The 21,025-nt window shown below is 70.7% G+C and carries 18 protein-coding genes; 12 read left to right on the forward strand and 6 right to left on the reverse strand.

What is annotated here, in order from left to right:
- The first annotated feature begins 505 nt into the window (after positions 1-505).
- From IEX31_RS18685 to IEX31_RS03835, 4 genes are read left to right on the forward strand one after another with little or no spacing between them, the layout of a single operon-like run.
- On the forward strand, positions 506-868 hold the full coding sequence (locus IEX31_RS18685) for an RNA polymerase sigma factor (protein WP_229662090.1): 363 nt from the start codon (positions 506-508) through the stop codon (positions 866-868).
- A 15-nt stretch (positions 869-883) separates the two neighbouring features.
- Positions 884-1,066 (forward strand): RNA polymerase sigma factor, encoded by a 183-nt coding sequence (locus IEX31_RS18690; RefSeq protein WP_229662091.1) that lies wholly within the window; start codon positions 884-886, stop codon positions 1,064-1,066.
- Between the two features lie 40 nt (positions 1,067-1,106).
- Positions 1,107-2,363, forward strand: coding sequence for a hypothetical protein (locus IEX31_RS03830; protein ID WP_188742131.1), 1,257 nt, complete (start codon positions 1,107-1,109; stop codon positions 2,361-2,363).
- 54 nt (positions 2,364-2,417) lie between these two features.
- A complete protein-coding gene (locus IEX31_RS03835) occupies positions 2,418-3,641 on the forward strand; it encodes a threonine/serine exporter family protein (RefSeq protein ID WP_188742132.1) in 1,224 nt (407 codons plus the stop codon).
- Between the two features lie 137 nt (positions 3,642-3,778).
- Here IEX31_RS03835 and IEX31_RS03840 read toward each other — a convergent pair whose 3' ends face one another.
- Complete coding sequence (locus IEX31_RS03840) at positions 3,779-3,973, reverse strand: hypothetical protein (protein WP_188742133.1); 195 nt, start codon at positions 3,971-3,973, stop codon at positions 3,779-3,781.
- A gap of 362 nt (positions 3,974-4,335) precedes the next feature.
- Between IEX31_RS03840 and yczR the strand changes: the two genes are divergently transcribed.
- On the forward strand, positions 4,336-5,772 hold the full coding sequence (yczR, locus tag IEX31_RS03845; RefSeq protein WP_188742134.1) for a MocR-like transcription factor YczR: 1,437 nt from the start codon (positions 4,336-4,338) through the stop codon (positions 5,770-5,772).
- A 259-nt stretch (positions 5,773-6,031) separates the two neighbouring features.
- On the opposite strand, the gene IEX31_RS03850 is transcribed toward yczR, so the two are convergent.
- Positions 6,032-7,378: a coiled-coil domain-containing protein gene (locus IEX31_RS03850; RefSeq protein WP_188742135.1), complete on the reverse strand. Its 1,347-nt coding sequence runs from the start codon at positions 7,376-7,378 to the stop codon at positions 6,032-6,034.
- Between the two features lie 357 nt (positions 7,379-7,735).
- Between IEX31_RS03850 and IEX31_RS03855 the strand changes: the two genes are divergently transcribed.
- Positions 7,736-8,989, forward strand: a complete 1,254-nt coding sequence (locus IEX31_RS03855) for an IS1096 element passenger TnpR family protein (RefSeq protein ID WP_188742136.1) — start codon at positions 7,736-7,738, stop codon at positions 8,987-8,989.
- Between the two features lie 76 nt (positions 8,990-9,065).
- On the opposite strand, the gene IEX31_RS03860 is transcribed toward IEX31_RS03855, so the two are convergent.
- The 4 genes from IEX31_RS03860 to IEX31_RS03875 all read right to left on the reverse strand — a co-directional run bounded on the left by IEX31_RS03860 (position 9,066) and on the right by IEX31_RS03875 (position 12,593).
- Positions 9,066-10,211, reverse strand: coding sequence for an isopenicillin N synthase family dioxygenase (locus tag IEX31_RS03860; protein WP_229662092.1), 1,146 nt, complete (start codon positions 10,209-10,211; stop codon positions 9,066-9,068).
- A 101-nt stretch (positions 10,212-10,312) separates the two neighbouring features.
- Positions 10,313-11,638, reverse strand: a complete 1,326-nt coding sequence (locus IEX31_RS18695; RefSeq protein ID WP_229662093.1) for a hypothetical protein — start codon at positions 11,636-11,638, stop codon at positions 10,313-10,315.
- 234 nt (positions 11,639-11,872) lie between these two features.
- A complete protein-coding gene (locus IEX31_RS03870; RefSeq protein ID WP_188742137.1) occupies positions 11,873-12,298 on the reverse strand; it encodes a TA system VapC family ribonuclease toxin in 426 nt (141 codons plus the stop codon).
- A gap of 40 nt (positions 12,299-12,338) precedes the next feature.
- Complete coding sequence (locus IEX31_RS03875) at positions 12,339-12,593, reverse strand: antitoxin (RefSeq protein ID WP_188742138.1); 255 nt, start codon at positions 12,591-12,593, stop codon at positions 12,339-12,341.
- Between the two features lie 178 nt (positions 12,594-12,771).
- Between IEX31_RS03875 and IEX31_RS03880 the strand changes: the two genes are divergently transcribed.
- From IEX31_RS03880 to IEX31_RS03905, 6 genes are all read left to right on the forward strand, one after another.
- Positions 12,772-14,223, forward strand: a complete 1,452-nt coding sequence (locus tag IEX31_RS03880) for a DUF3375 domain-containing protein (protein WP_188742139.1) — start codon at positions 12,772-12,774, stop codon at positions 14,221-14,223.
- Complete coding sequence (locus tag IEX31_RS03885) at positions 14,220-14,945, forward strand: DUF4194 domain-containing protein (protein WP_188742140.1); 726 nt, start codon at positions 14,220-14,222, stop codon at positions 14,943-14,945. Before IEX31_RS03880 ends, IEX31_RS03885 begins: the two co-directional genes overlap by 4 nt.
- Entirely contained in the window at positions 14,942-18,307 is a 3,366-nt protein-coding gene (locus IEX31_RS03890) for an ATP-binding protein (RefSeq protein WP_188742141.1), read from the forward strand. The genes IEX31_RS03885 and IEX31_RS03890 overlap by 4 nt, the downstream gene beginning before the upstream one ends.
- A gap of 3 nt (positions 18,308-18,310) precedes the next feature.
- Positions 18,311-19,489 carry a Wadjet anti-phage system protein JetD domain-containing protein gene (locus tag IEX31_RS03895; protein ID WP_188742142.1) on the forward strand — a complete coding sequence of 393 codons (1,179 nt, stop codon included), beginning with the start codon at positions 18,311-18,313 and terminating at the stop codon, positions 19,487-19,489.
- Positions 19,490-19,540: 51 nt separating this feature from the next.
- Positions 19,541-20,026 carry a DUF4442 domain-containing protein gene (locus IEX31_RS03900; RefSeq protein ID WP_188742143.1) on the forward strand — a complete coding sequence of 162 codons (486 nt, stop codon included), beginning with the start codon at positions 19,541-19,543 and terminating at the stop codon, positions 20,024-20,026.
- Between the two features lie 550 nt (positions 20,027-20,576).
- A complete protein-coding gene (locus IEX31_RS03905) occupies positions 20,577-20,855 on the forward strand; it encodes a hypothetical protein (RefSeq protein ID WP_188742144.1) in 279 nt (92 codons plus the stop codon).
- Positions 20,856-21,025 lie beyond the last annotated feature (170 nt).

Genomic DNA, 21,025 nt, shown 5'->3' on the forward strand with positions numbered 1-21,025 from the left:
TCTGCCACCACCGAATCCACCGCGAGGGATGGGACATCCACGCAACCCGAACCGAAGTCTGGTTCACCCCACCACCGCACATCGATCCCGTACGAACACCCCGACTCGGCGGACGGGCGCGATTCGCGCTGCCCGCATCGCGGTCAGCGGCGTGAGGCCCACGATTGGGCGGGCCCCTGAACCCGGCAAGTCCGGGCAAGCCAGCGAGCCCGGCGAACCCGGCGAACCCGGACTTGCCGGGGTAGGCCCAGCGAGCCCGGCGTAGCCCGGGTTAGCCCGGTGTGCCCCGGCGAGCTCGGCGCCTGCTCACGGGATCGGTACGTCGAAGAGCTCGGGCAGCGCGGCGAACAGTAGATGTCACGACCCGCGCCCGCCCGCTTCGGAGCCGAGCGCGAGCCGCGACATCCGTCACCCCGGCCGCCCGGCCGCCCCTACGACCATGAAACTTCGTGCCGCCGCGTGACCTTTGCGCATTTCCAGACATCTCTACAGTGAGGAGGTGCGCGTGGACGAGAGCGGGAGGACCGACGCCGATCTGCTGCAACGGCTGGCCGTCGGCGATCAACGAGCGCTGTCGGTCGTGTTCGATCGGCATGCGCGGGCGGTGACGAGATATGCGTGGGCGATCGCGGCGAGCCGGATGGACGTCGAGGAGCTCGTGCAGGACACGTTCGTGACGATGTGGCGCAGGTCGTCCGAGATCACGATCGCCGAGGCATCCCTCCTGCCCTGGCTGCTGGTGACCTGCCGCAACCTCGGACGCAACGCCGCACGCAAGGCGGCACGGCACCAGGCCGACGAGCTCGACGAGACCTCGACGAACCGCGGCGACGCGCTGCGTGACTACCACGAGGCCGAGTCCGCATGAGACGACCTGCGCTGGGTGCTCGACGAGATCGAGCGTCTCGATCCGATCGATCGACGCATCTGCGAGTTGTGTCTGGTCGACGGCGCGCCCTACGCGGAGGCGGCGAAGCAGCTCGGCCTCAGTGTCGGCGCGGTGAAGCAACGCTTGTCCCGAAGCCGGGCCCGATTGAAGAAGGCGGTGACCCTCGATGAGATCTGAACCTCCCACAGGAGACGAACTGACACGCATGCTCGTGTCGATGAAGCGCAGCGTGCTCGAGCAGGTCGCGAACGAGCCGGCACCTGCCAAGCGCACCTCGCGCGCCGACCGGATCGTCGGCGGCGTGCTCGCGGCAGCTCTTGCCGCCGGCGTCGCCGCCGGAGCCGCGTTCGTCTTCGGTGTCGCGCCCCTCGGGCAGTACTCGATGGATCCCGCCTCGACGACGACGCCGCATCCGGTCACCACCCCGTCGCCGACTCCGATCCCGACGCCGACCCCGCCTCCGCCTCCGCCTCCGCCTCCGCCTCCGCCTCCGCCTCCGCCTCCGCCTCCGACCGAGGATCCGGTGGTGCCCGGCACGCCCGAATCGCGCTACGGACTCACGTGCGAGACGCTGGTCGACCCCGCGCTGGTGTCGGACCTCTTCACCACGGATGTCGCGCCGGCCGATCCGATCGTCACCGCATCTGGTGTGGGCATCGCGATCCCGCGGATCACCTCGATCCTCTCGGTCGGCGGCACCGTGTGCCAGTGGTCGAACGGCGAGGCGTACAACAGCCAGTATGGCCTCGCTCCGGAGTACACCGGCGTCACCATCGCGGTCGTGCCCCGGCCCTCCGCGGGATGGAGCAAGCGCGCCGTGCGCTACGGGATGCCGGGTGACTGGATCGGATGCGCCGAATCCGACATGTGCTCGAGCACCGGCGAGGTCGGCGACGCCTGGGTCGCCATCGAGGCGATCGGTGGGCCGAATGACGTGAACGTCTCCGCCTGGCAGCAGTTCCACGACGCGGTCATCGAAGCCGTGAGCGCGGCGAGCCCCGCCGCGGCCCCCACCGCCCCCGAGCAGGTGGGCACGCCGCAGGCGGAGGGGTGCGAGGACGTGCTTCCGCTCGACACCGTTCGGTCCATCACCGCCGCGCCCGGCGCTGAACCCCGGCGCGCCGGTGGCGGCGGCTGGAGCTCATGGGCAGAGGCCAGCCAGACCGCCGGCAACGTCGGATGCGCATGGACCGCCGGGGATTCCGACAACTACCTCGCGTGGGTGGACTGGGTGAACGACGGCCGCTGGGCATTCGAGCGGATGCGGCAGGCCGGCGCCGCATCACCGGTCGAGCTGGCCGGGCTGGATGCTGACGACGCAGCGGTCATCCGATGCAATGTGGACCCGTACGGCGACGACTGTGCGATCGACCTCGGGGTCGGCAACGACTGGTACAACGTCTCGGGCACCGACCGCGACACCGCGATCACGCTCGCCGAGGCGGTACTGGCGCAGCTCGCACGCCAGGGCTGATCACGATTCGGTCAACGAGACCCGGCGGCGCGCCGGCTCTGTCACCATCGAACTATGAGCGACCCGACGAGGGCGCCCGCAGGGTGGTACGAAGACGGGTCCGGCGCTCGGTGGTACTGGGACGGCGACGCCTGGACCCAGTACGAGGCGCCCGCGTCCGAGACGATCCCCTTGACGCCGGTCGATCCCGATTCGACGGCGACCGCGGTGCTGGTGACCGGGGACGAGCATCCGACGATTCCGTTCGTGTGGGGATCACGGGGGTCGGATGCCGCGGGCTACCGTTACGGCGGCGCGCCGAGGGCGTCGGGCTGGAACGAATCGTCTGCGGCCCACGCGCCGACGGCTCCGACGGCTCCGACCGTGCCGTACGCGGCATCCGCCCCGACCGCGCCGAAGAGGCCGTACGCGGCCGTCGGTGCGAACCCCTACGCGTCGCCTGGGAGTCACCCTGCACCCTCGACCACGGCGCTGCCGGGGCATCCGTTCACCGAGCCCTCGAACCCCGGGCCGAACGTGGTGGGCATCATCGCACTCTTGGTCGCGATCGCGGGGCTCGTGGTCGCGTTCATCCCCGCCATGAGCGGCTTCGCGTGGATCCTGGTGCCCGTCGCGTTCGTGCTCTCGCTCGTCGGCCTGTTCCTGCGCGGCGCGAAGTGGCCGGCGGTCATGGGGCTTGTGGTTTCGATCATCGCCGTGGTGGTCGGGATCGTGATGCTCGTCACGTCGCTCATCGGTTCGATCGGCACCATGGTCGACGAGATCGACGATGCGATTCCGGATGTCCCGGGGTTCCCGCTGCCGGGCGAGGATGCTCCGGGCGGCGACCCCGATGCGCAGCCCGAGGCGCCCGGGGCGCCCGAGGCCCCCGTCGCGGGCGACCTCGCCTTCGGCGAGACGACGACGTGGGGCGACGGCGTCGCGCTGACGGTGTCAGCACCCGAGCCGTACACCCCGAGCGACGTCGCGGTCGGCGCAACGCGGGCGAACCATGTCGTGTTCACGCTGACGATCACCAACAACTCAGCGGAGGACCTGCAGCCGCTCCCGCTGCCGTCGCTCTCGTCGGGCGATCAGGAGGTGAGCCAGATCTTCGACATCGGCAGCGATGTCCTCGGGGCCGGCGACGACGTCGGCTTTCCGCCGACCGCCGTGGTCGAGCCGGGTGGGTCGGTCAGCTGGAGGGCGGCCTGGTCGCTCGACGACCCGAGCGCCCTTACGCTGCAGGTGGCGCCCGGCTTCCTGTATCCGAGCGCGACCTTCACGAACGCGCCGTAGCGGACGGCGGGCACCGATCCTGTCGCGCTCACCGACGCCGGCGCTGGCGCACACGACAGAGTCGTGATTTCCGAACGCCAGCGGGCGCGCTTGTCAACACAACGCGCCCGCTGCCGATTGCAGGTCCGAGTTCGGGATCAACGGGTGTCGTCCGCTTGGGAGGAAGTGCCCTTCAGCTCGCGCATGACCTCGGCGCTGAACGGCCGCTCGAGCGTCCGGGGCACCGTGCCCTTCAGCTCGCGCATGACCTCGGCGCTGAACGGCCGCTCGGCCGCCGTTGGAGGCCGAGCGCTGCTCAGCTCGCGCCGTGCCTCTGATGTCCAGACCGTCACCGAGGCAGGCTCGGACAACCGCTGGCCATGGAACTCGCGGAGCGCCTCACTGCTCCATGCTCGAGCCTCTGACGGGAGACCGACCGACTGCTGCGAAGTGCGGGTCAGCTCATCCAACTCGACGACATGTCCGCGTGCTATTCCGAGCGCCGGAGCTTCGGACGTGCCGGCCGCTGCTCCCCCGCAGCCGGTCAGTAGGACAGCGAGCGATGCGGTAAGAGCCACCCTCGCCGCCATTCGTGTGTTCATGGTGCCATTCCCTTCGTTCACGGGGTGAGTTGCAGTGGTTTCCTCACCTCCGATCGATATCCAATTGGTAAATTGGTATTGCTTCAAGAGACCATTTAGATATAGTGGTCTTCATGGCGCCGTGGCGTGTCGGCAAGACGCATCTGCTCGAGCTGCTGGGCGGTTGGGAGCAGACCGATGGGACGGCCTATGCAGCACTCGCGGCCCGAATCCGGCTGCTGATCATCGACGGACGGATCACCCCGGGAGCCCGTCTTCCGTCGGAACGCGACCTCGCCGCGAGTCTCGCTCTCAGTCGCACGACGGTGAACGCGGCCTACACGATGCTTCGATCCGAGGGATATCTGCAGAGCAGGCAGGGATCCGGGAGCGTCGCCCAGATTCCGGGACGCCCGCCCGAGCTCCCGCTTCCTCGCCCGGGCGACATCATCGACCTCAGCCGGGCGACCTGTACGGCTGCGCCCGGTACGCACGCGGCGGCGGTGCGGGCGCTCGACCGTCTGCCACCCCGACTGACCACTGACGGTTACGAGCTGGCCGGGTTGCCTGAGCTCCGTGTCAAGCTGGCAGAGCGTTACTCCCGCCAAGGGTTGCCGACGAACCCCGAGGAGATCTTTGTCACGAGTGGGAGCCAGAGCGCCATCTCACTCGTCGCCCGCACGTTCGTCGCGCCGGGCGACCGGGTCGTCGTCGAGTCGCCGGGATACCCTCACGCATTCAGCGCACTCCGTGCGGCAGGCGCGCGGCTCTTGCCCTTCCGCATGGATGCGTCAGCCGGCTGGGATGTTGATGGCTTCGACCTCGCGGTACGTAGGTCGGTTCCGACGCTCGCCTTCCTCATGCCCGACTTCCATAATCCGACCAGTCGGAGCATGACCATCGACGAACGGCGGAGGGTGGTCGCGACTGCCGAGGCCCACGGCATGGTGGTGGTCTCCGATGAGGCGACGGCCGAGTTGGCCCTCGACGGTCAGGATGCGCTCCCGCCGATCGCCTCATTCGCGCATCGACCTGGCAGCGTGATCGTCATTGGCTCCGCGAGTAAGACGGTGTGGGGCGGCCTCCGGGTCGGTTGGGTTCGCACCAGCGTCGAGAACGTCGACCGTCTGATCGCGGCGCGGATGGCCAACGACCTCGGCGCCGCGGTCATCGACCAACTGGTCTACTCGGAAATGTTGACCGATTTCGAGCCGGTGCTCGAGTTCCGACGCGATGCCCTGCGTGCCTCTCGGGACGCGCTGCAGTCGGCGCTGAGTACTCTGCTCCCCTCCTGGACGATGAGCCCGACGCGTGGCGGCATCGCCTCATGGGTGAAACTCGACGAACCCGTGAGTTCGGCCATGACGATAGCAGCGCGAGCCCGTGGTCTGCTGATCGGGGCCGGCCCGTGGTTCGGCCTCGACGGAGAATTCGAGCAGTTCATCCGGGTGCCGATCACCGTCGGAACCGAGGCGATTGAACGTGCAGTCGAAATCCTCGCCGATGCCGAGGACGACGTTCATTTGGGGAGTCACGCCGGCACGTATCCGGTGGGCGCCCGGCGACTATAAGCGTCATCGCCGGATGCGGTAAGCCGCCGTCAGCGTCACGGGACTCCGAACCGGTATCGAGTTCGCCTCCCCGAGCATCGTCAACGACGGAGCGAGTCCTTGGTCGCATCGTGCTCACGACCGACCGGGCAGCGCGATTCTGCGACCTGCCCGGCGTCGAGTTCATCGAGTTGTGAGCAGCACCCGTCCGCGACATCCGCGGCCTGAGCCTGACGGTCCCTGAGCTTGTCGAAGGGCGGCCCCTGAGCTTGCCTACATATCAGTCGAAGATGCCGTCGAGGATGCTGCCGATGACGAGGCCGCCGAGGATGCCGCCCATGACGTCGGACCCGCCGCCGCGACGCCCGCCGCCCCAGCCCTGGCCGCCCCACTGCCCAGGATCCTGCGGTCGCGATGCGTTGATGTCGCGCTGTGCCAGCTGCAGGGCCTCGCCCGCGAGGTACGCGGCGCGGCGGGCCATCGCCATCGCCTGTTCTCGGTGGTCCTCGTCGATGACGGTGACGGCCGCCGCGGACATGCCGAGGTAGCGGTCGAGGTCGAGCCGGATGCGCTCGGACTCGGCCAACCGGGTGCGGGCGTCGGCGCCGATCCAGCCACGGTGGCCGGCGATGACGTCGCGGGCGACGGCGAGCTGTCGGTCGGCGTCGTCGATCGCGTGGCGCACGTGCTCCAGCGGCGGGATCGGGCGGGCCGCGCGCTCGCGGGCCGCCGCGATCGCGGCATCCAGCCCCGCGTTCGCCTCGCGCAACCGGTCCAATTGCGTGAACGGGTCGGTGTTGACGCCGGCCGGCGGGAGGACGGCGAGAGCCGCCTGCAGGTCCGCGATCGCGGCCGTGACGGCGGGCGAGTGGGGCTCCCTGAGCGCGACCGCGACGTCGTCGCGGGAGTCCTCGACGATCGCCGCCAGCGTGGACTCCGCCCGCAGCGCCTCGACCTCGAAGGTCTCCACCGCATCGAGGAGCTTCGACGCTCGGCGCACCGATTCGGTGGATGCCTCGAGCGCGAGGTTGGCCTGCTCGCGCTGCCCGGCCTCGCGCCGCCGCTCGGCCACGCCGGCGCTGTGCTCGGCGAATCCGAGCAGCTGCTCGGCCTCCGCGGGGTTGGACTCCACCTGGGCGAGCGCCTCTCGCGCATAGCGGGCGGCGAGCCGTTCGACGGTGTCGTGGGCGTGAGGAATGCGGACGCGGAGGCGCGCGGCATCCGCCCTGACGCCGGCGATGATCTCGGGAGCCCGCCGCGCTCGCGCGATCTTCTCGGCGAGCGCTGACGTGCGCTCGTCCAGCACGTCTTCCGCCCAATCGCACAGCTGCACGATGCGCCCGTTGCGGGAACGCAACTCTTCGGCGGTGTCCGGAATCTCATCGTGATTGAGCTGGTTCAACCGGAACGCCTCGCCCAGGTGCTGCCGAACCGTGGCGAGCGCCACGCTCAGCTCCGCGGTCGCGTCGGACCCCAGCTCGGCCTGAGCGAAGACGAGCTCGTCGGCGGTGACACGGATGCGCTCGTCGGCGGCGACCAGGGCCGTGCCGGCCCGCTTCGCCAGGTCGGCGTCCTGGGCTTGCAGTTCGTGATCGTCGCGCTTTCGCTTGCCCCAGAACCCGGCCATGCCTTCGATCCTATGGGTGCCGCTGGAAGGCCGCTGTGGAGTCGGCGGGACGCGGTTCCGACACTCGGCGGCCGTGGCCGCGCGTCGGCTCTCGACGACGTCGGCCGTCGGAGTCTCGGCCCGACAGGGGCGAAGCATCCCCCATCGATCACCTCGAAGACGATCGGGGCGGACCACACCGGCACGTCCGCCACCACGGCGGGCAGTGGCGACACCCGGCGACGGCGGACTGCTCGCTGCAGCGGCTCGGCAGGTCGCGCGAAGGCATCCGTCCTCAACAGCCCGCCGACGCGGTGAACGCCGCACAGATCCGCCGAGGGCTGCGGATCGAGGACTCCCCGCGGCAAGGATGTCCCCATGTCCTGGCGAACGAGCGCGACGCGCGCGCACCTCACCCTCCGCATCGATCTCGACGGCATCGATGATCCCATCTGGCGCTCGCTGATCCTCGATCCGACGCTCGGCCTGTCGGCCCTCGCCGAAGCGATCATGGTCGCCTTCGGCTGGACGGGCACCGGAACATGGCGCTTCGGCACTTCGCACACGCCCTGGTGGGGGCGAGACGCCGACGCGTGGGGTTGCGGTGCGCTCACGCCGGCACGCTCACGGCATGACCACCGGTACGGATACGACGACGAGTGGTTGGAGCCCGAGTCGGAGCCGGCCTGTCGTCGCGAGTGGACCATAGGCCAGGTCACCGACCGGTTCGACGGGCACCTCGAGTTCGAGTACCGGCAGCTCGGACTCGACGGCGAGCGCGGCGAGCGCGGCGAGACCGGCGAGACCGGCCCAATCTGGCGGCATCGCATCGCGGTAACCGGACGGGATGCCGCATCGTCGCGATCATCCGTGCCGCGGGCGGCCATCCTCGGCGGTGCCGGCACCGTACCGCGCGTCGGCACAGAGGGCGCGTATGGCGAGCTGGGCGATCCGGCGTGGCACGAGGCCATGGCCCAGGAGTTCGAGTTGGCCTTCGGCGCGTCGTCGAACGGCATCCCGGGCTCGACCGACCGCCGCTGGACAGCACTCGACGCCGCCACCACCGGTGCGAGCGACGCCGCTCGGCGCGCCCTGCGCATCGATCTCATCGAGCTTGGCGCCCTCGCACCCGCGCAGGCCGATCCCGCGCACATGGCGACGGCGACGGCGCCCATCCGCGAGCTCCTCCGCTCCGCCGCCTCACCCGAGGGGATCGACCTGGCATCGTGCGGGCCTCTGGGCGACGACCTCAGGGTCCTCCACCTCGCCCGCGTGCAGAAGGGCCGGCTGTACACCCTCGCAGTCGTCCGCAACCGACTGCTCGACGATCCCGCCGCCCTCTGGGCCGTTCTGGCCGAGCGCCTCATCAGCCCGGGTTACTCATCCTCCTACCATCGGCAGCCGGATGTCGCGGAGCTCGCGATCGATCTCGTGTGCGGCGATCGCGACGTGCGCGACGTGCGACGCTTCGCGTTCGATGAGGCTCGCCACCGCGGCGGTCGGGGCCGACTCGGCGACGCCGACGTGAACCGGGTCAAGCGGATGCTCTCGACCATGGGCCTCACCGACGACGACGGCCGCGGCATCCATCCGGCCGCCCGCGCGTTCGGCCTCGCGATGCTTCGGAGTTGACGCACTCGCGCGGCACGTGGGGCGTGACGCCCCCGGTCGCGCCGCGCCTCAGCCCCGAGCTCGATGTGGAAGTGGTTCACGAACGGACCGTGCCCGACGACGTTCGGATGCCCTCGCCCGCCCCGCCGACCGACCGGCTCGCGAGCACCCGCGCCGACTCGCGCACCGCAGCGTCGTTGCGCCGCCCGGCCCGCGACCCCGCGAGCTTCGCCGCGATGTGCTCGCCGATCGTCGTGGGCTCGTAGAGATCAGGATGCCGCGGATCGACACACGTCGGCAGCGTCGTGATGAGCGCGTCGACGTTGCCGTCGTGGAAGAACGCCGCCGACCGGCGTCGCTCGATCATGCCGTCGATGACGGGCGGCTTCACACGGTGCAGCGTCGACATCCAGCGCTCGTTCGTCCAGCGCGCGGTGACGTCGCCGAGATTGATCAGCAACGCGCCATCCGCCGGTTGCACGTCGTTCCACGAGCCGTCGCTGCCGAGCACCTGCAGGCCGCGCACCTGATCGGCCCACAGCACCGTGACGATGCCGTAGTCGGTGTGCTCGCCCATGCCGGTGAGGTCGCCGTCGAGCCGCACGTCGGTGCCCGGCGGAAGCGCGTAGTAGTTCATGCGCATCACGTCGAGCGAGTGGTCGGTGACGCGATCGAAGAATCCCGGCTCGAGGCCGAGCGCGTCGGCGAAGATGCGGGTCATCGTGCGGGCGACACGGCCGGCCTCGGCGAAGTAGGCGCTCACGTGCGCCTCGAAGCCGTCGATGTCGGGCCAGACGTTGTCGGCGTAGTCGGGCTGCGGCAGGTCGGCGACGTGCGGGTAGTCGTCCGCGCCCGCGCCCACGTTGAACGCCTCGAAGAAGTCGTTCATGCGGTTCGCCGGCTCGACCCCGAGCGACAGGCTCAGCGACTCCGACTTCGGCGGGGTGTACCCGCGGTTCACCGCAGGCGGCGTGCGGTATGCCTTCTTCGCGCGGAGGTCGAGCGCGAAGAACGCGTCCATCGCATCGGTCAGCCCTTGGATCACGGATGCCGCGATCCCGTGCCCGACGACCTGGATGAAACCGACCTCGCGACACGCCGCATCGACCTGCTGCGCCACGGCGGCACGTTCGACGGATGAACCGTCGCGCACGTACGCCGAGATGTCGACGAGCGGGACGTGGAACGAAATGGCGACTCCTTCCTTCACTCCGCGCGGGCCATCGAGCCCGGCAGATGACACGTGTGAATGCTTGTGTCGAGCATGCCGGGCGGGTGTTTCAGAAGCGTTCCGAGCGGATTTCGCGAGCACGCGCGAGTCCGCTCAGTACCCGCGATGCCGCCTCACGCCGAGCCGAGCGCCCGGCGCGCCAATCGGTACTTCTCGATGAGTCGCAACTGCACCTCGTAGTCGAGGCGGCGCAGGCGCCAGCGCGCGGTGTTGTCGTCGATGTCGGCGAGCTTCACGCGGCGCGCGATCGGGTTGACGCGAATCCGCGCGTAGTACTCGTCGGACGCGACATCCGGCGTGCGCGTGAGCAGCTGCACGACGTCGATGATCTCGGGGAGCACACCTGCCTCGAACAGCTCCTGCGCGGTGATCGGCGTGTCCTCCAGCACGTCGTGCAGCCACGCGGACGCGGCTTCGATGGGCTCAGTCGCCGGATCGAATCGCTCGGCGATGCGTCCCGGATGGTCGACGTACGGCGCACCGTTCCGGTCGAGCTGGCCGCGGTGCGCGATGAACGCGATCCCCCGGGCCAGCGCCACCTGCTCGATGGCGTCGCTCGCCGGCAGCGCCGCGGGCGGCGAGGCGGGCGTGGCATCCGGCTCGGTCGCGCCGGCGACGTCTGGGGTGGATGTCGCGCCGGCGGCGTCTGGGGCGGCTGTCGCGACGCGCGGCACTTCGAAGGTCGACCGCCTCGCCGCCAGCACGATCTCCTCGAATTCCTCGGTCACCCGGTCCACCTCCTCGGCCTCGGTCGGAGCCTCCGCCGATTCGCCTGCTCCGGCATCCGTCGCCATCTGGTTCTCCTCGGAATCCGTCTCATCATCGGTCTCGGGCTGGACGGGGGCGTCCTCGGCGGTGGCATGCGCCGGAACGGGATGCGCCGCGTCATCCGGGCCCGGCTCCGCCGCAGCGTCCGCCTCCGGGCGCGGCTCCGCCTCGACCTCCTGCGCCTCGGCCCCGGCTCCCGTCGCCTCGGCCGCCGCCTCCGCGATCGGATCCCGTCCCCGCACCGGGCGCACGAACCGCAGCTCCGCCTCCAGCTCACCCAGCTCGCGTTCGTCGAGCTCGAGCAACGACCGGGCCCCGCCTTCGCTTCGCCGCTCGAAGGCGCCCTCGTCGAGCTCCACCAACCTGACGCCATCGCGCGTCGTGAAGTAGCGCCGTCGAGCGCCATCCGTGACCGCCACGATGACGGCGTCGAACTCACCGCTCGGCTCCAGGCTGCTCAGGAAGTACTTGGGACGATCGGCGATCGGATTCCGCGGCCCCTCGACGGGCGGGATCTCGACCGGCTGGGCGTGGGCTCCGCCGTGCGTGCCCTCGTCACGGCCGTCCCCATCGTCGAGCTCATGGAGCTCGTCGATGCCTGCCACCTCGTCGGGCCAGGCCGCGGGCAGGACGAACCCGGACTCGGGCTCATCGTCGAATGGGGCGGTCAACCGAACTCCAGGAGGCTGCCGGTCCGTCGTGTCGGCGGACCGGGGTCGGACGGTCGTCGGATTCTGATTCGGATGCGGCGGGAGGGCCCCCACGCACCATCGATGGTACGGGGTGCACCCCGGCCGACAGGTCCGCCGCCGCGGCACGGCGGAACTTCGCGGGCCACCGGGCCGCGCCGCGCCGCCACCGCGCGCTGAGCGGGTACTGCTCGGGCCACGCCGCACCGCGCCGACTCAGTCCGGCCGCTCCCACGTCACCCCGGGAAACCGTCCGAAGTCGCTGTGGAACGTGACCACGCTCGCCCGGTGCGCCAGCGCGAGTGCCGCGAGGTGGGCGTCGTTCACGAGGTTGCCGCCGCGACCGGTGGCGTCCAGCAGCTCGCGCAGCCGCGCGGCATGCCGCGCGTCGGGTTCGGGAGCCACGACGGCCGCGGCTGCGAGCCATCCGTCGACCACATCGAGCGCCTGTCCGACCTGCAGTGGGTGCTCGTACACCGACGGATGCGTCACCAGCCGCACGAAGGCGAGCAGGCTCACCCACGGCATCAGCACCGTCTCGGGTCCGGCGATGGCGGCGTCGAGCCACGCCTTCGCCACCCGATGATGCTCCGCTCCGCGGTCGACCGCGTAGAGCAGCACGTTCGCGTCGACGAGCTTCATCGGGCGCCGCGCACCGGACGGAGCGGCCGAGCGCCGCGACTCACTTGCCCTGCTCCCGCTTGCGCAACAGCTGCTCGTCCTCGAGCTCGGCCGCCAGCGCCGTCGCACGGTCGAGCGGCAGCCGCGCGTGGCCGAGGTCGAACGTGGGCGTCTCGACCGGTGCCCCACGCTCGGCCGGGGCGAGGCCGGCGACGATCGCGAAGTTCACCGCGTCCTTGAACGACAGCCCGCGCTCGCGCATGACCCGGCGCACGAGTGCGTCGGCGTCGGGCGTCAGCGTGATGGTCGTGCGCACGGATGCATCCTAACATCACGAGCGCTGCATCACTGCATCAGGGTTGAGGCCCCGGGCGGTCGTCGGTTCGCCGCGAGGTCGGCGCGGAACCGACTCGACGATGTCGGCGGCATCCCGCAAGATGGTCTGGGGTCGTGGCCCCATCACCCTTCGAGACCGACCACACGAGGCATCCGTCATGTCCACCCTCAGCCAGGCGCTCACGCTCACGAGCCTGCTCGAGTCGGATGCCACGTGGCGCCTGCTGCGGGCCGACAACGCGCCCATCATCGTCGCGATCCTCCACACGCACCTGGGCGGTGAGGAGCGCCGACTTCCGAGCGAGGAGTTCTACGATCGCATCGAGCACGACCTCGAGGAGTTGCGCGCCCACGGCTTCGACCTGCCGCTCTCGGCGCAGGGGTACTGCGGCGAGTGGCGTCGGGCCGGCTTCCTCACCCGCCGACCCGACGAGGAGTCGCGGGGCGAGACGTTCGAGCTCTCGCCAGCCGCGCACGGCGCCCTCCGCATGCTCGACCAGTTGTCCGCCCCGCGACAGACCGTCACCGAGTCGCGGCTCGCGAGCATCGCCGGACAGCTCGCGCAGCTCGCCGTCGACTCCGATCCCGACACGGTGCGACGGCTCGAGCAGCTGTATGCGCAGCGCGATCGCCTCGACGCGCGCATCGAGGCCATCAACGCCGGCGAAGCCGACACGATCGACCCCGACCGTGCGATCGAGCGCGTGCGCGACATCCTCTCGCAGGCGGCCGACATCCCCACCGAGTTCGCCCGGGTCCGCGCCGAGTTCGAGGCGCTGAACGCCGACCTCCGGTCTCGCATCGTCGAGTCCGATGACTCGCAGCGCGCCGTGCTTGACGAGGTGTTCCGCGGCGTCGACCTCATCGCCGACTCCGACGCCGGCCGCAGCTTCGCGGCGTTCTCGACGCTCGTGCTCGACCCCGAGGTCGGCGAGGCGTTCGACGACGACATCCGCCACGTGCTCGACCGCGACTTCGCCGACGGGCTCTCCAGCGCGGATCGCCGATTCCTGCGTCGCTTCATCGGCACGCTGAAGGAGGGCAGCGGCGAGATCCACCAAGTGATCACGGCCTTCGCGCGAGGCCTCCGCCGGTACGTGCAGTCGCAGGACTACCAGCGCGACCGCGTGCTGCGCCGACACATCCGCGACGCGCTGGCGGCCGGCATCCCGGCCGCCGCCCGTACCAAGCCGTACCACCCGACCGAGCTCGACCTCGAGCTCTCCGCGGTCGCCCTGGGCAGCGGCGGCGCCATCCGGCTGCACGACCCGGCCGAGCTCGACGCCGCGCGCCCGATCCGCCGCCACCTCGCCGCCGTCGCAGACCTCGACCGGCTCCGCGCCCTCGCACGCGACACCGAGATCGACTTCGCGGAGCTCACCGCCAACGTCAACGCCGCACTGGACGACCGCGGGTCGTGCACCGTCGCCGAGGTGCTCGAACGCTTCCCCGCGACCCAAGGCGTCGCGAGCGTGGTGGGCCTCATCTCGCTCGCCGCCTCGCAGGGCGTGCGCACCGACGACGTCGAGATCGTACGATGGCCCGGACCCGACGGCGCCGGCCGCCTGGCCGAGGTTCCCGCGTATCGATTCTCCGGGAGGGTCGCATGAACGACGAGCTCGAGTCGCCGGATGCCGCGAGCCCCGCGCCGCCCGACCGAGTGCCCGCGTCGAGCGATGCGGATGCCGCATCCGCCGCCCTGTGGCCGGGCGACGCCGGCGAGCTCCGCGAACCGTCACGCCGAGCGCTGCTCGAACTGGTCAAGGGCCCGTACCTGTCTGGCACGAAGTCGCCGGCGCTCTGGTCGGCGCTGCTCGCCGATGAACCCTCGATCCGGTCGCGACTGCACGAACTCTTCCTCGACCTCGTTGTCGACCGCATCGGCGAGTTCGCGTTCGTGCGCAACGTCGACGCGGGCGAGCTGGCGACGCCGACCACCGTCCGCACCGAGTCGCTCACCTTCCTCGACACGGCGATGCTGCTCGTGCTCCGGCAGATGCTGCTCACCGCCGAGGGCGAGGGCCGGGTCATCGTCGGGCAGGACGAGGTGTTCGAGCAGCTGCACGTCTACCGCACGGCCGACCGCGACGAACACGACTTCGCGAAGCGCCTGAACGCCTCGTGGGGCAAGATGCAGAACAAGCTCCGGGTCATCCACAACGCCGGCGACGACCGCGTCGAGATCTCGCCGGTGCTGCGCCTCATCGTCGACGCCGAGCAGGTGAACGCGATCGCCGCCGAGTACCGGCGCATCGCCGGGCTCGCGCCTGGAGCCGAGACAGCAACGGTAGCGGATGCCACGAACGACGCCGACCGCGAGGAGATCGCATGACGCTGCTCGAGCTGCCGCAGTGGGCGGAGGGCCCCGACGAGACCGCCGAGTCCACCGACGCCGCGGCGGGACCGGTTGCCGTCATCCACCCCGGACAATGGCGCCTCGCGAGGATCGAGGTGCTGAACTGGGGCACGTTCGACGGACTGCACCGCATCGACGTGGCGCGCCTGGGTCACCTCGTCACCGGCGCATCTGGGTCGGGCAAGTCGTCGCTGCTCGACGCCGTCGCCACCGTGCTCACGCCCGACCGTTGGCTTCGCTTCAACGCGGCCGCGCAGGACGCGTCGGCACGCGGCGACGACCGCACCCTCGTCAGCTACGTGCGCGGCGCCTGGAGCAAGGAGGCCGACGAGACGCTCGACCGGGCGATCAGCACCTACCTTCGCCGGGGCGCGACGTGGAGCGGCATCCTGCTTCGCTTCGAGAACCAGCGCGACGTCCCGGTCACGCTCGCGCGGCTCTTCCACCTGAAGGGCACGAGCGTCGACCGCGCCGACCTGAAGGACGCCTGCGTCGTCGATCGCGGCGACCTCGAGATCACTGACTTCGAGGAGTTCGTGGCGCACGGCATCGAGGCGCGGCGCATCAAGGCCGCCTGGCCCGACGCGGTCGTCACGACGAGCGGTTCGCACGGCGCGTTCTACGCGCGGGCGCGACGCCTGCTCGGCATCGGCAGCGAGCACGCCCTGCACCTGCTCCACAAGACCCAGTCGGCGAAGAACCTCGGCAGCCTCGACCACCTGTTCCGCACGTTCATGCTCGACCGGCCGACGACCTTCGAGCGCGCCGACAACGCGGTCGAGCAGTTCGGCGAGCTGAACGAGGCGCACCGGCACGTCGTCGACCTGCGGCACCAGGCCGAGCACCTCCGCGGGGTCGCCGCATCGATCTCGGAGTACGATCGCGAGGCCCGCACGGTCACCGAGCTCGAGCGACTCACCGCCCTCATCGACGTGTTCCAGCGCAGGTTCGCGCTTCGCCTCGCCGAGGACGCCCGCGGCGAACTGGTCGCCGAGCACGCGCGTGCCGACGATGCGGCCCGGCGCGCCGAGGCCGAACGCGACGCCGCCGACGAAGCCAGGCGCGAGGCCGAGCGCCGCGAACTCCAGCTCGGGGGCTCCGACGCGCACCTGCTGCAGGCGCGCGTCGAAGACGCGGCGGCCGCTGCCGCCGCGACGGCGTCCCGGTGGGCCGGCTTCGCCGAGGAGCTCGCCTCGGTCGGCATCGACACTCCGCCGACGGATGCCACGGAGTTCGCCGAGTTGGGCGACACCGCGCGCCGCGCGCTCGCCGAAGCCGGCCCCGCCTCGGTGCACGAACGTCCCGAGCTCACCCCCTACTTCGAGGCGAAGCAGGAACTCCGCCGGATCGACGCCGAACTCGAAGCGCTCAAGCAGCGCAAGAGCAACCTGCCGGCGCCGCTCCTGCTCGCCCGGCGCGAGCTCGCGAACGCGCTCGGGCTCCCCGAGTCGGCGCTCCCCTTCGGCGGCGAGCTCATCGAGGTGCTGCCCGAGTTCGCGGGTTGGACCGGCGCGATCGAACGCGTGCTGCACCCGATCGCGACGGCGCTCCTCGTGCGCGACGAGCACCTGCCCGAGGTGCGCCGCCGGGTGGAGTCGCGGAATCTCGGCGCGCGCCTGGTGTTCGAGGCGGTGCCGCCCACCGCCGATCGGCCGCGTCCGACGCGCACGCCGAAGCCGCTGTTGCACCGCATCAGGGTCTCAGACGGACCGTTCGGCGACTGGCTGCGCTGGCGGCTGTCGAGCGAGTTCGACGTGTCCTGCGTCGACCACCCCGACGAGTTCGACTCGGTAGAACGGGGTGTGACGATCGGCGGCCAGCTCAAGCGTTCGGCGCGCCGATACGTCAAGGATGACCGCCACGCCGTCGACGACCGCCGGCACTGGGTGCTCGGCGCCGACAACTCCGCGAAGGTCGAGCTGCTGATCGCCCAGCGCCGCGACGCCGAGCGCCGGCACGGTGCGGCCGAGGCCCGGCTCGAGCACGCCCAGCGCGAGGCGAATGCCGCCGCCGCACGACGCGGGGTCTTCGAGCGCGTGCTGCGCCAGGCGTGGCCCGAACTCGATCGTGCGGCCGCCGACGCGCTCCTCGCCGAGCGGCGGCGGCAACTCGAGGCGTTCACCGCCCGCAGTGTGGAGCTGCAAGACGCCGTCGCCGCCGCCGACGCCGCGCGATCCGAGCTCCGTCGACGCGCCGGCGAAGCACAGTCGACCGGCGCTCGGCTGCAGATCGCCGCGGAACGGTTGCGCGAGGTCGAGTCGCAGATCGCCGAGCTCACCGACCTCGTCGCGGCATCCGCGCTCGATGATACGGATGCCGCGGACCTCGAGGCCCGCTACCGCTCCGTGCAGCGCAAGATCGACCGCGCGAATGTGGGCGATGTCGGACGGAAGGTGTCGAACGCTCTCCACCAGGAGGTGTCCGCGGCATCCAGCCGCCGGGCACGCGCGCAGGCCGCGTTCACCGAGGGCGCCGTCGCGTTCGCGACCCGGTGGCCCGCCGCCGCCGCCGACCTGACGACCTCGATCGACGACCGCGCCGGCTACCGGGCGGTGCTCGACGGCATCGAGTCCCGCGGGCTGCCCGAGCACGAGGAGAACTTCCTGCGGCTGCTGCGCGAGAAGTCCCGCGACCTGATCGGCTACCTGCTCGCCGACATCCGCGATGCTCCCAAGCAGATCGCCGAGCGCATCGTGCCCGTGAACGCCTCGCTCGGTCGTTCGCAGTTCGACGTCGACCGGTACCTGCGCATCGACGCGAAGACGAGGCGCACGCCCGAGGTCGACGCGTTCATCGCCGATCTCAAGGCCGTCGTCGACGGCAACTGGTCGGATGACGACGTGTCGAATGCCGAGCGACGATTCGCGGTGCTCGAGCGGATCATGCGCCGGCTCGGCTCGAGCGAGCACGCCGACCGGCTCTGGCGCCAACGATGCCTCGACACGCGCGAACACGTGACGTTCATGGCCAAGGAGGTCGACCGCGGCGGACGCGTCGTGAACGTGCACGACTCCAGCGCCGGTCTCTCGGGCGGCCAGCGCCAGAAGCTCGTCATCTTCTGCCTGGCGGCGGCGCTGCGCTACCAGCTCACCATCGACGAGGAGGCGTTGCCGACCTACGCCACCATCGTGCTCGACGAGGCGTTCGACAAGGCCGACAGCCGGTACACGCGCATGGCCATGGACGTGTTCACCGAGTTCGGGTTCCACATGATCCTCGCCACCCCCGAGAAGCTCCTCCAGACGATCGAGCCGTACGTCGGCGCGGTCACGTCGATCACCAACCCGTCGCGCAAGGACTCCCAGATCGCCAACCTCGTGTTCCACCGGGAGAACTGATCGATGGCGGCTTCCGCCGGACCGGTGCTCGTCGCCGAAGCCCGCGCTCGTGCGGCGCGTCGCGTCGAGCGCGATCAGCGCGGCTGGGCGGCGATCGGCGACGACGGCGCGACGCTCGACATCGCGCTGCACCCGCCGACCGAACGAGACGCCCTCGCCGATCAGGCCGCAGCCATCGCGTGGGTCGAGACCTGGCGCGACGTGCACGACGCGGCGTTCGACGGCATCACGATCACGTGGGCTGAGCGCGCCTGGGCGAGCCTCGGCCGGCAGCGCGTTCCCGTGCGCTGCACGGTCGTGGGCGCCGACGCGATCGCCGCGTTCGCGGGCCCGCGCGTCGCCCGCGAGTGGCGCCGCCTCCGCGACCGAGCGTCGCTCATCGTCGAACGATTCGCACCATCGCCGCCGCTCAGCCTCGCCCTCCGCGCCCACGGCGGCACGCTGCAACGCCTCGATGAGACGGACTTCGACATCCTGATCGGCGTGCTCGAGTGGCTCGTGCAACACCCGGCATCCGGCTACCGCGTGCGGCAGCTGCCCATCGAGGGTGTGCACTCCAAATGGCTGGGCGCCCATCGGAGCCTCATCGAATCGCTGCACGCGGCGATCACCGGCCGCGGATCGCTCGGCCTGTTGCCGCCGCCGGGGCTCATGCGCATGCGCGTGCTCGACCCGACGCTCCGGCCCGGAGGCCTGTGCGACATCACCGCGCCGATCGAGGAGCTCGCGCGGCTCCCCCTGCGGCCGCGTATCGTCTACGTCTTCGAGAACCTCGAATCCGTGGTGGCCATGCCCGAGATCGTCGGCGCCGTGGTGGTGCACGGCAGCGGGTACGCGGTGGGGCGGCTTCGCGAGATCCCGTGGCTACGCACCGCCGCGGTCGTCTACTGGGGCGACCTCGATGCCGACGGCTTCGCCATCCTCAACGCGCTGCGATCCCACGTCGACGGAGTCGTCAGCGTGCTCATGGACGAGGCGACCCTGCTCGCGTATCGGCGCCTCTGGGTCGCGGACCCGGGGAGCGCCGCGGGAATCTCGGCGACGCGCGAGCTCCCGCATCTCACGGCGAGCGAACGAGCGGCGCTCACGCGTATCGCCGCCGAGGGCGGCGTGCGGCTCGAACAGGAGCGCATCCCATGGCCGGCCGCGCTGGTGGCGCTGCTCGCGACTGTTCCAGCCTGATCAGCACAACGGACTCGCCTTCCGGCGAGGCATCCGGCCACAATCGAACACATGCGCATGACACCCCGCCGACTCGCGATCGGCATGAGCCTGTGGATCCCGAACCTGTTCAGCGGCATCCGAGTCAAGGAGTTCTCCGACGACTGGACGCGCGCGACCGTCGAGCTTCACGTCAACGTCTTCACCCGCAACTACGTGAAGACCGCGTTCGGCGGATCGATGTCGGCCATGACCGACCCCTACTTCTTCATGCTCGTGAGGCACCAGTTGGGGCGCGACCACGTGGTGTGGGACACCCGCGGCGAGATCGAGTTCCTCAAGCCCGGCCGCGGCATCCTCACGGCCCACTTCGAGGTGCCGTCTGCGAAGGTCGCCGAACTGCGCGAGCGCGCCCGCGGCGGCGCGAAGGTGCTCGAGTGGTTCGAGACCGAGATCACCGACCGCCGCGGCGACGTCGTCGCGCGGGTTCGGCGCGAAGTGTACGTGCGCGAGAAGAAGCACGTCACCGAGGCTGGGTCGACACGCGCGACGAGCTGAGCGGATGCCGCGTCGCCGCGAATCGACGCAGGTCGCGCCCTGTCGAGGCGGGCCGCGCCGTCACCAGATGGTGCCGGCTCCCAGGAAGATCGAGAAGAACGCCAGGCCACCGAGCACGAGGCCGACGACCGACATGGCGAGCCCGCGCGCTCGTGCTCGGTGTCTGGGGCTTCCTGACCACGTGGATCCCGCTGTTCATCGGGCTGGTCGTCGGCGGGATCCCCGGCATCCTCGCCATCGTGTTCGGCATCCTCGGCATCGTCCGGGCGAATGCGACCGGCGGCCGGCGGGCACGGCGGGGTGGTAGAGGGGTTCGACCGATAGGTCATGGAAGCCTCTCGGGGAGAGCGGTGCGCGAGGGATGGCGAGGGATGGCAGCGGCGGCACGTGACGGGAGGAGAAGCCAGGACGCGCACAGGCTATCGCTGTGGATGCCGCGGCCGCAGGTCCATCCGCTCGGCCACCACTGCCGCCGAACACGCGTTCGAGCTGGCCTGCTTCATGATCGCCGCCCGCACCGGTAGCGTTCTTGATCGCGGGAGGAGCAACGATGTGGACCGATGAAGACGGCGAGCTGCACGAGGGGCCTGTCGCCTGGCGCGAGACCGTCGTCGCCGATCACGTGCAGGCGATGTTCGAGCGGCTCGCGAAGGACTCCCGCGACCGGTACTCCGACTGGATGGACGAAGAACTGACGGTGCTCGCCTACGCGCGCGAGCTCGTCGCCGGCGGACTCTTCGAGGAGGCCGCGTACCGCCATCGCGCGGCACCGTCGGTCGAGCTGCAGCGCGTGTCGTGGGCGTCGACTCGACCGACGCCCACGAGATGACGATCACGAGGTCGCCGGCGGCGGCCAGTCGTGCATCGTGCGGTGGAAGTTGACCATCCTTCGATCGTCGCGGATCCGGTCGCTGCGATCGCGGTCACGCCGTAACACACTGGCGATCAGGGTGACGCACCGGCGGTGGGGCGCGTCCCGCGCGACATCCATCGCCCTTG

Origin of the sequence: Agromyces bauzanensis (assembly GCF_014645655.1) — a bacterium.
GTDB classification, from domain to species: domain Bacteria; phylum Actinomycetota; class Actinomycetes; order Actinomycetales; family Microbacteriaceae; genus Agromyces; species Agromyces bauzanensis.

Excerpts from the sequence above, each read along its gene's own strand:
- IEX31_RS03830 (WP_188742131.1), top strand. The coding sequence starts at position 1,107 with ATGAAGCGCAGCGTGCTCGAGCAGGTCGCGAACGAGCCGGCACCTGCC.
- IEX31_RS03835 (WP_188742132.1), top strand. The coding sequence starts at position 2,418 with ATGAGCGACCCGACGAGGGCGCCCGCAGGGTGGTACGAAGACGGGTCC.
- yczR (WP_188742134.1), top strand. The coding sequence starts at position 4,336 with ATGGCGCCGTGGCGTGTCGGCAAGACGCATCTGCTCGAGCTGCTGGGC.
- IEX31_RS03850 (WP_188742135.1), bottom strand. The coding sequence starts at position 7,378 with ATGGCCGGGTTCTGGGGCAAGCGAAAGCGCGACGATCACGAACTGCAA.
- IEX31_RS03855 (WP_188742136.1), top strand. The coding sequence starts at position 7,736 with ATGTCCTGGCGAACGAGCGCGACGCGCGCGCACCTCACCCTCCGCATC.
- IEX31_RS03870 (WP_188742137.1), bottom strand. The coding sequence starts at position 12,298 with ATGAAGCTCGTCGACGCGAACGTGCTGCTCTACGCGGTCGACCGCGGA.
- IEX31_RS03880 (WP_188742139.1), top strand. The coding sequence starts at position 12,772 with ATGTCCACCCTCAGCCAGGCGCTCACGCTCACGAGCCTGCTCGAGTCG.
- IEX31_RS03885 (WP_188742140.1), top strand. The coding sequence starts at position 14,220 with ATGAACGACGAGCTCGAGTCGCCGGATGCCGCGAGCCCCGCGCCGCCC.
- IEX31_RS03890 (WP_188742141.1), top strand. The coding sequence starts at position 14,942 with ATGACGCTGCTCGAGCTGCCGCAGTGGGCGGAGGGCCCCGACGAGACC.
- IEX31_RS03895 (WP_188742142.1), top strand. The coding sequence starts at position 18,311 with ATGGCGGCTTCCGCCGGACCGGTGCTCGTCGCCGAAGCCCGCGCTCGT.
- IEX31_RS03900 (WP_188742143.1), top strand. The coding sequence starts at position 19,541 with ATGCGCATGACACCCCGCCGACTCGCGATCGGCATGAGCCTGTGGATC.
- IEX31_RS03905 (WP_188742144.1), top strand. The coding sequence starts at position 20,577 with ATGTGGACCGATGAAGACGGCGAGCTGCACGAGGGGCCTGTCGCCTGG.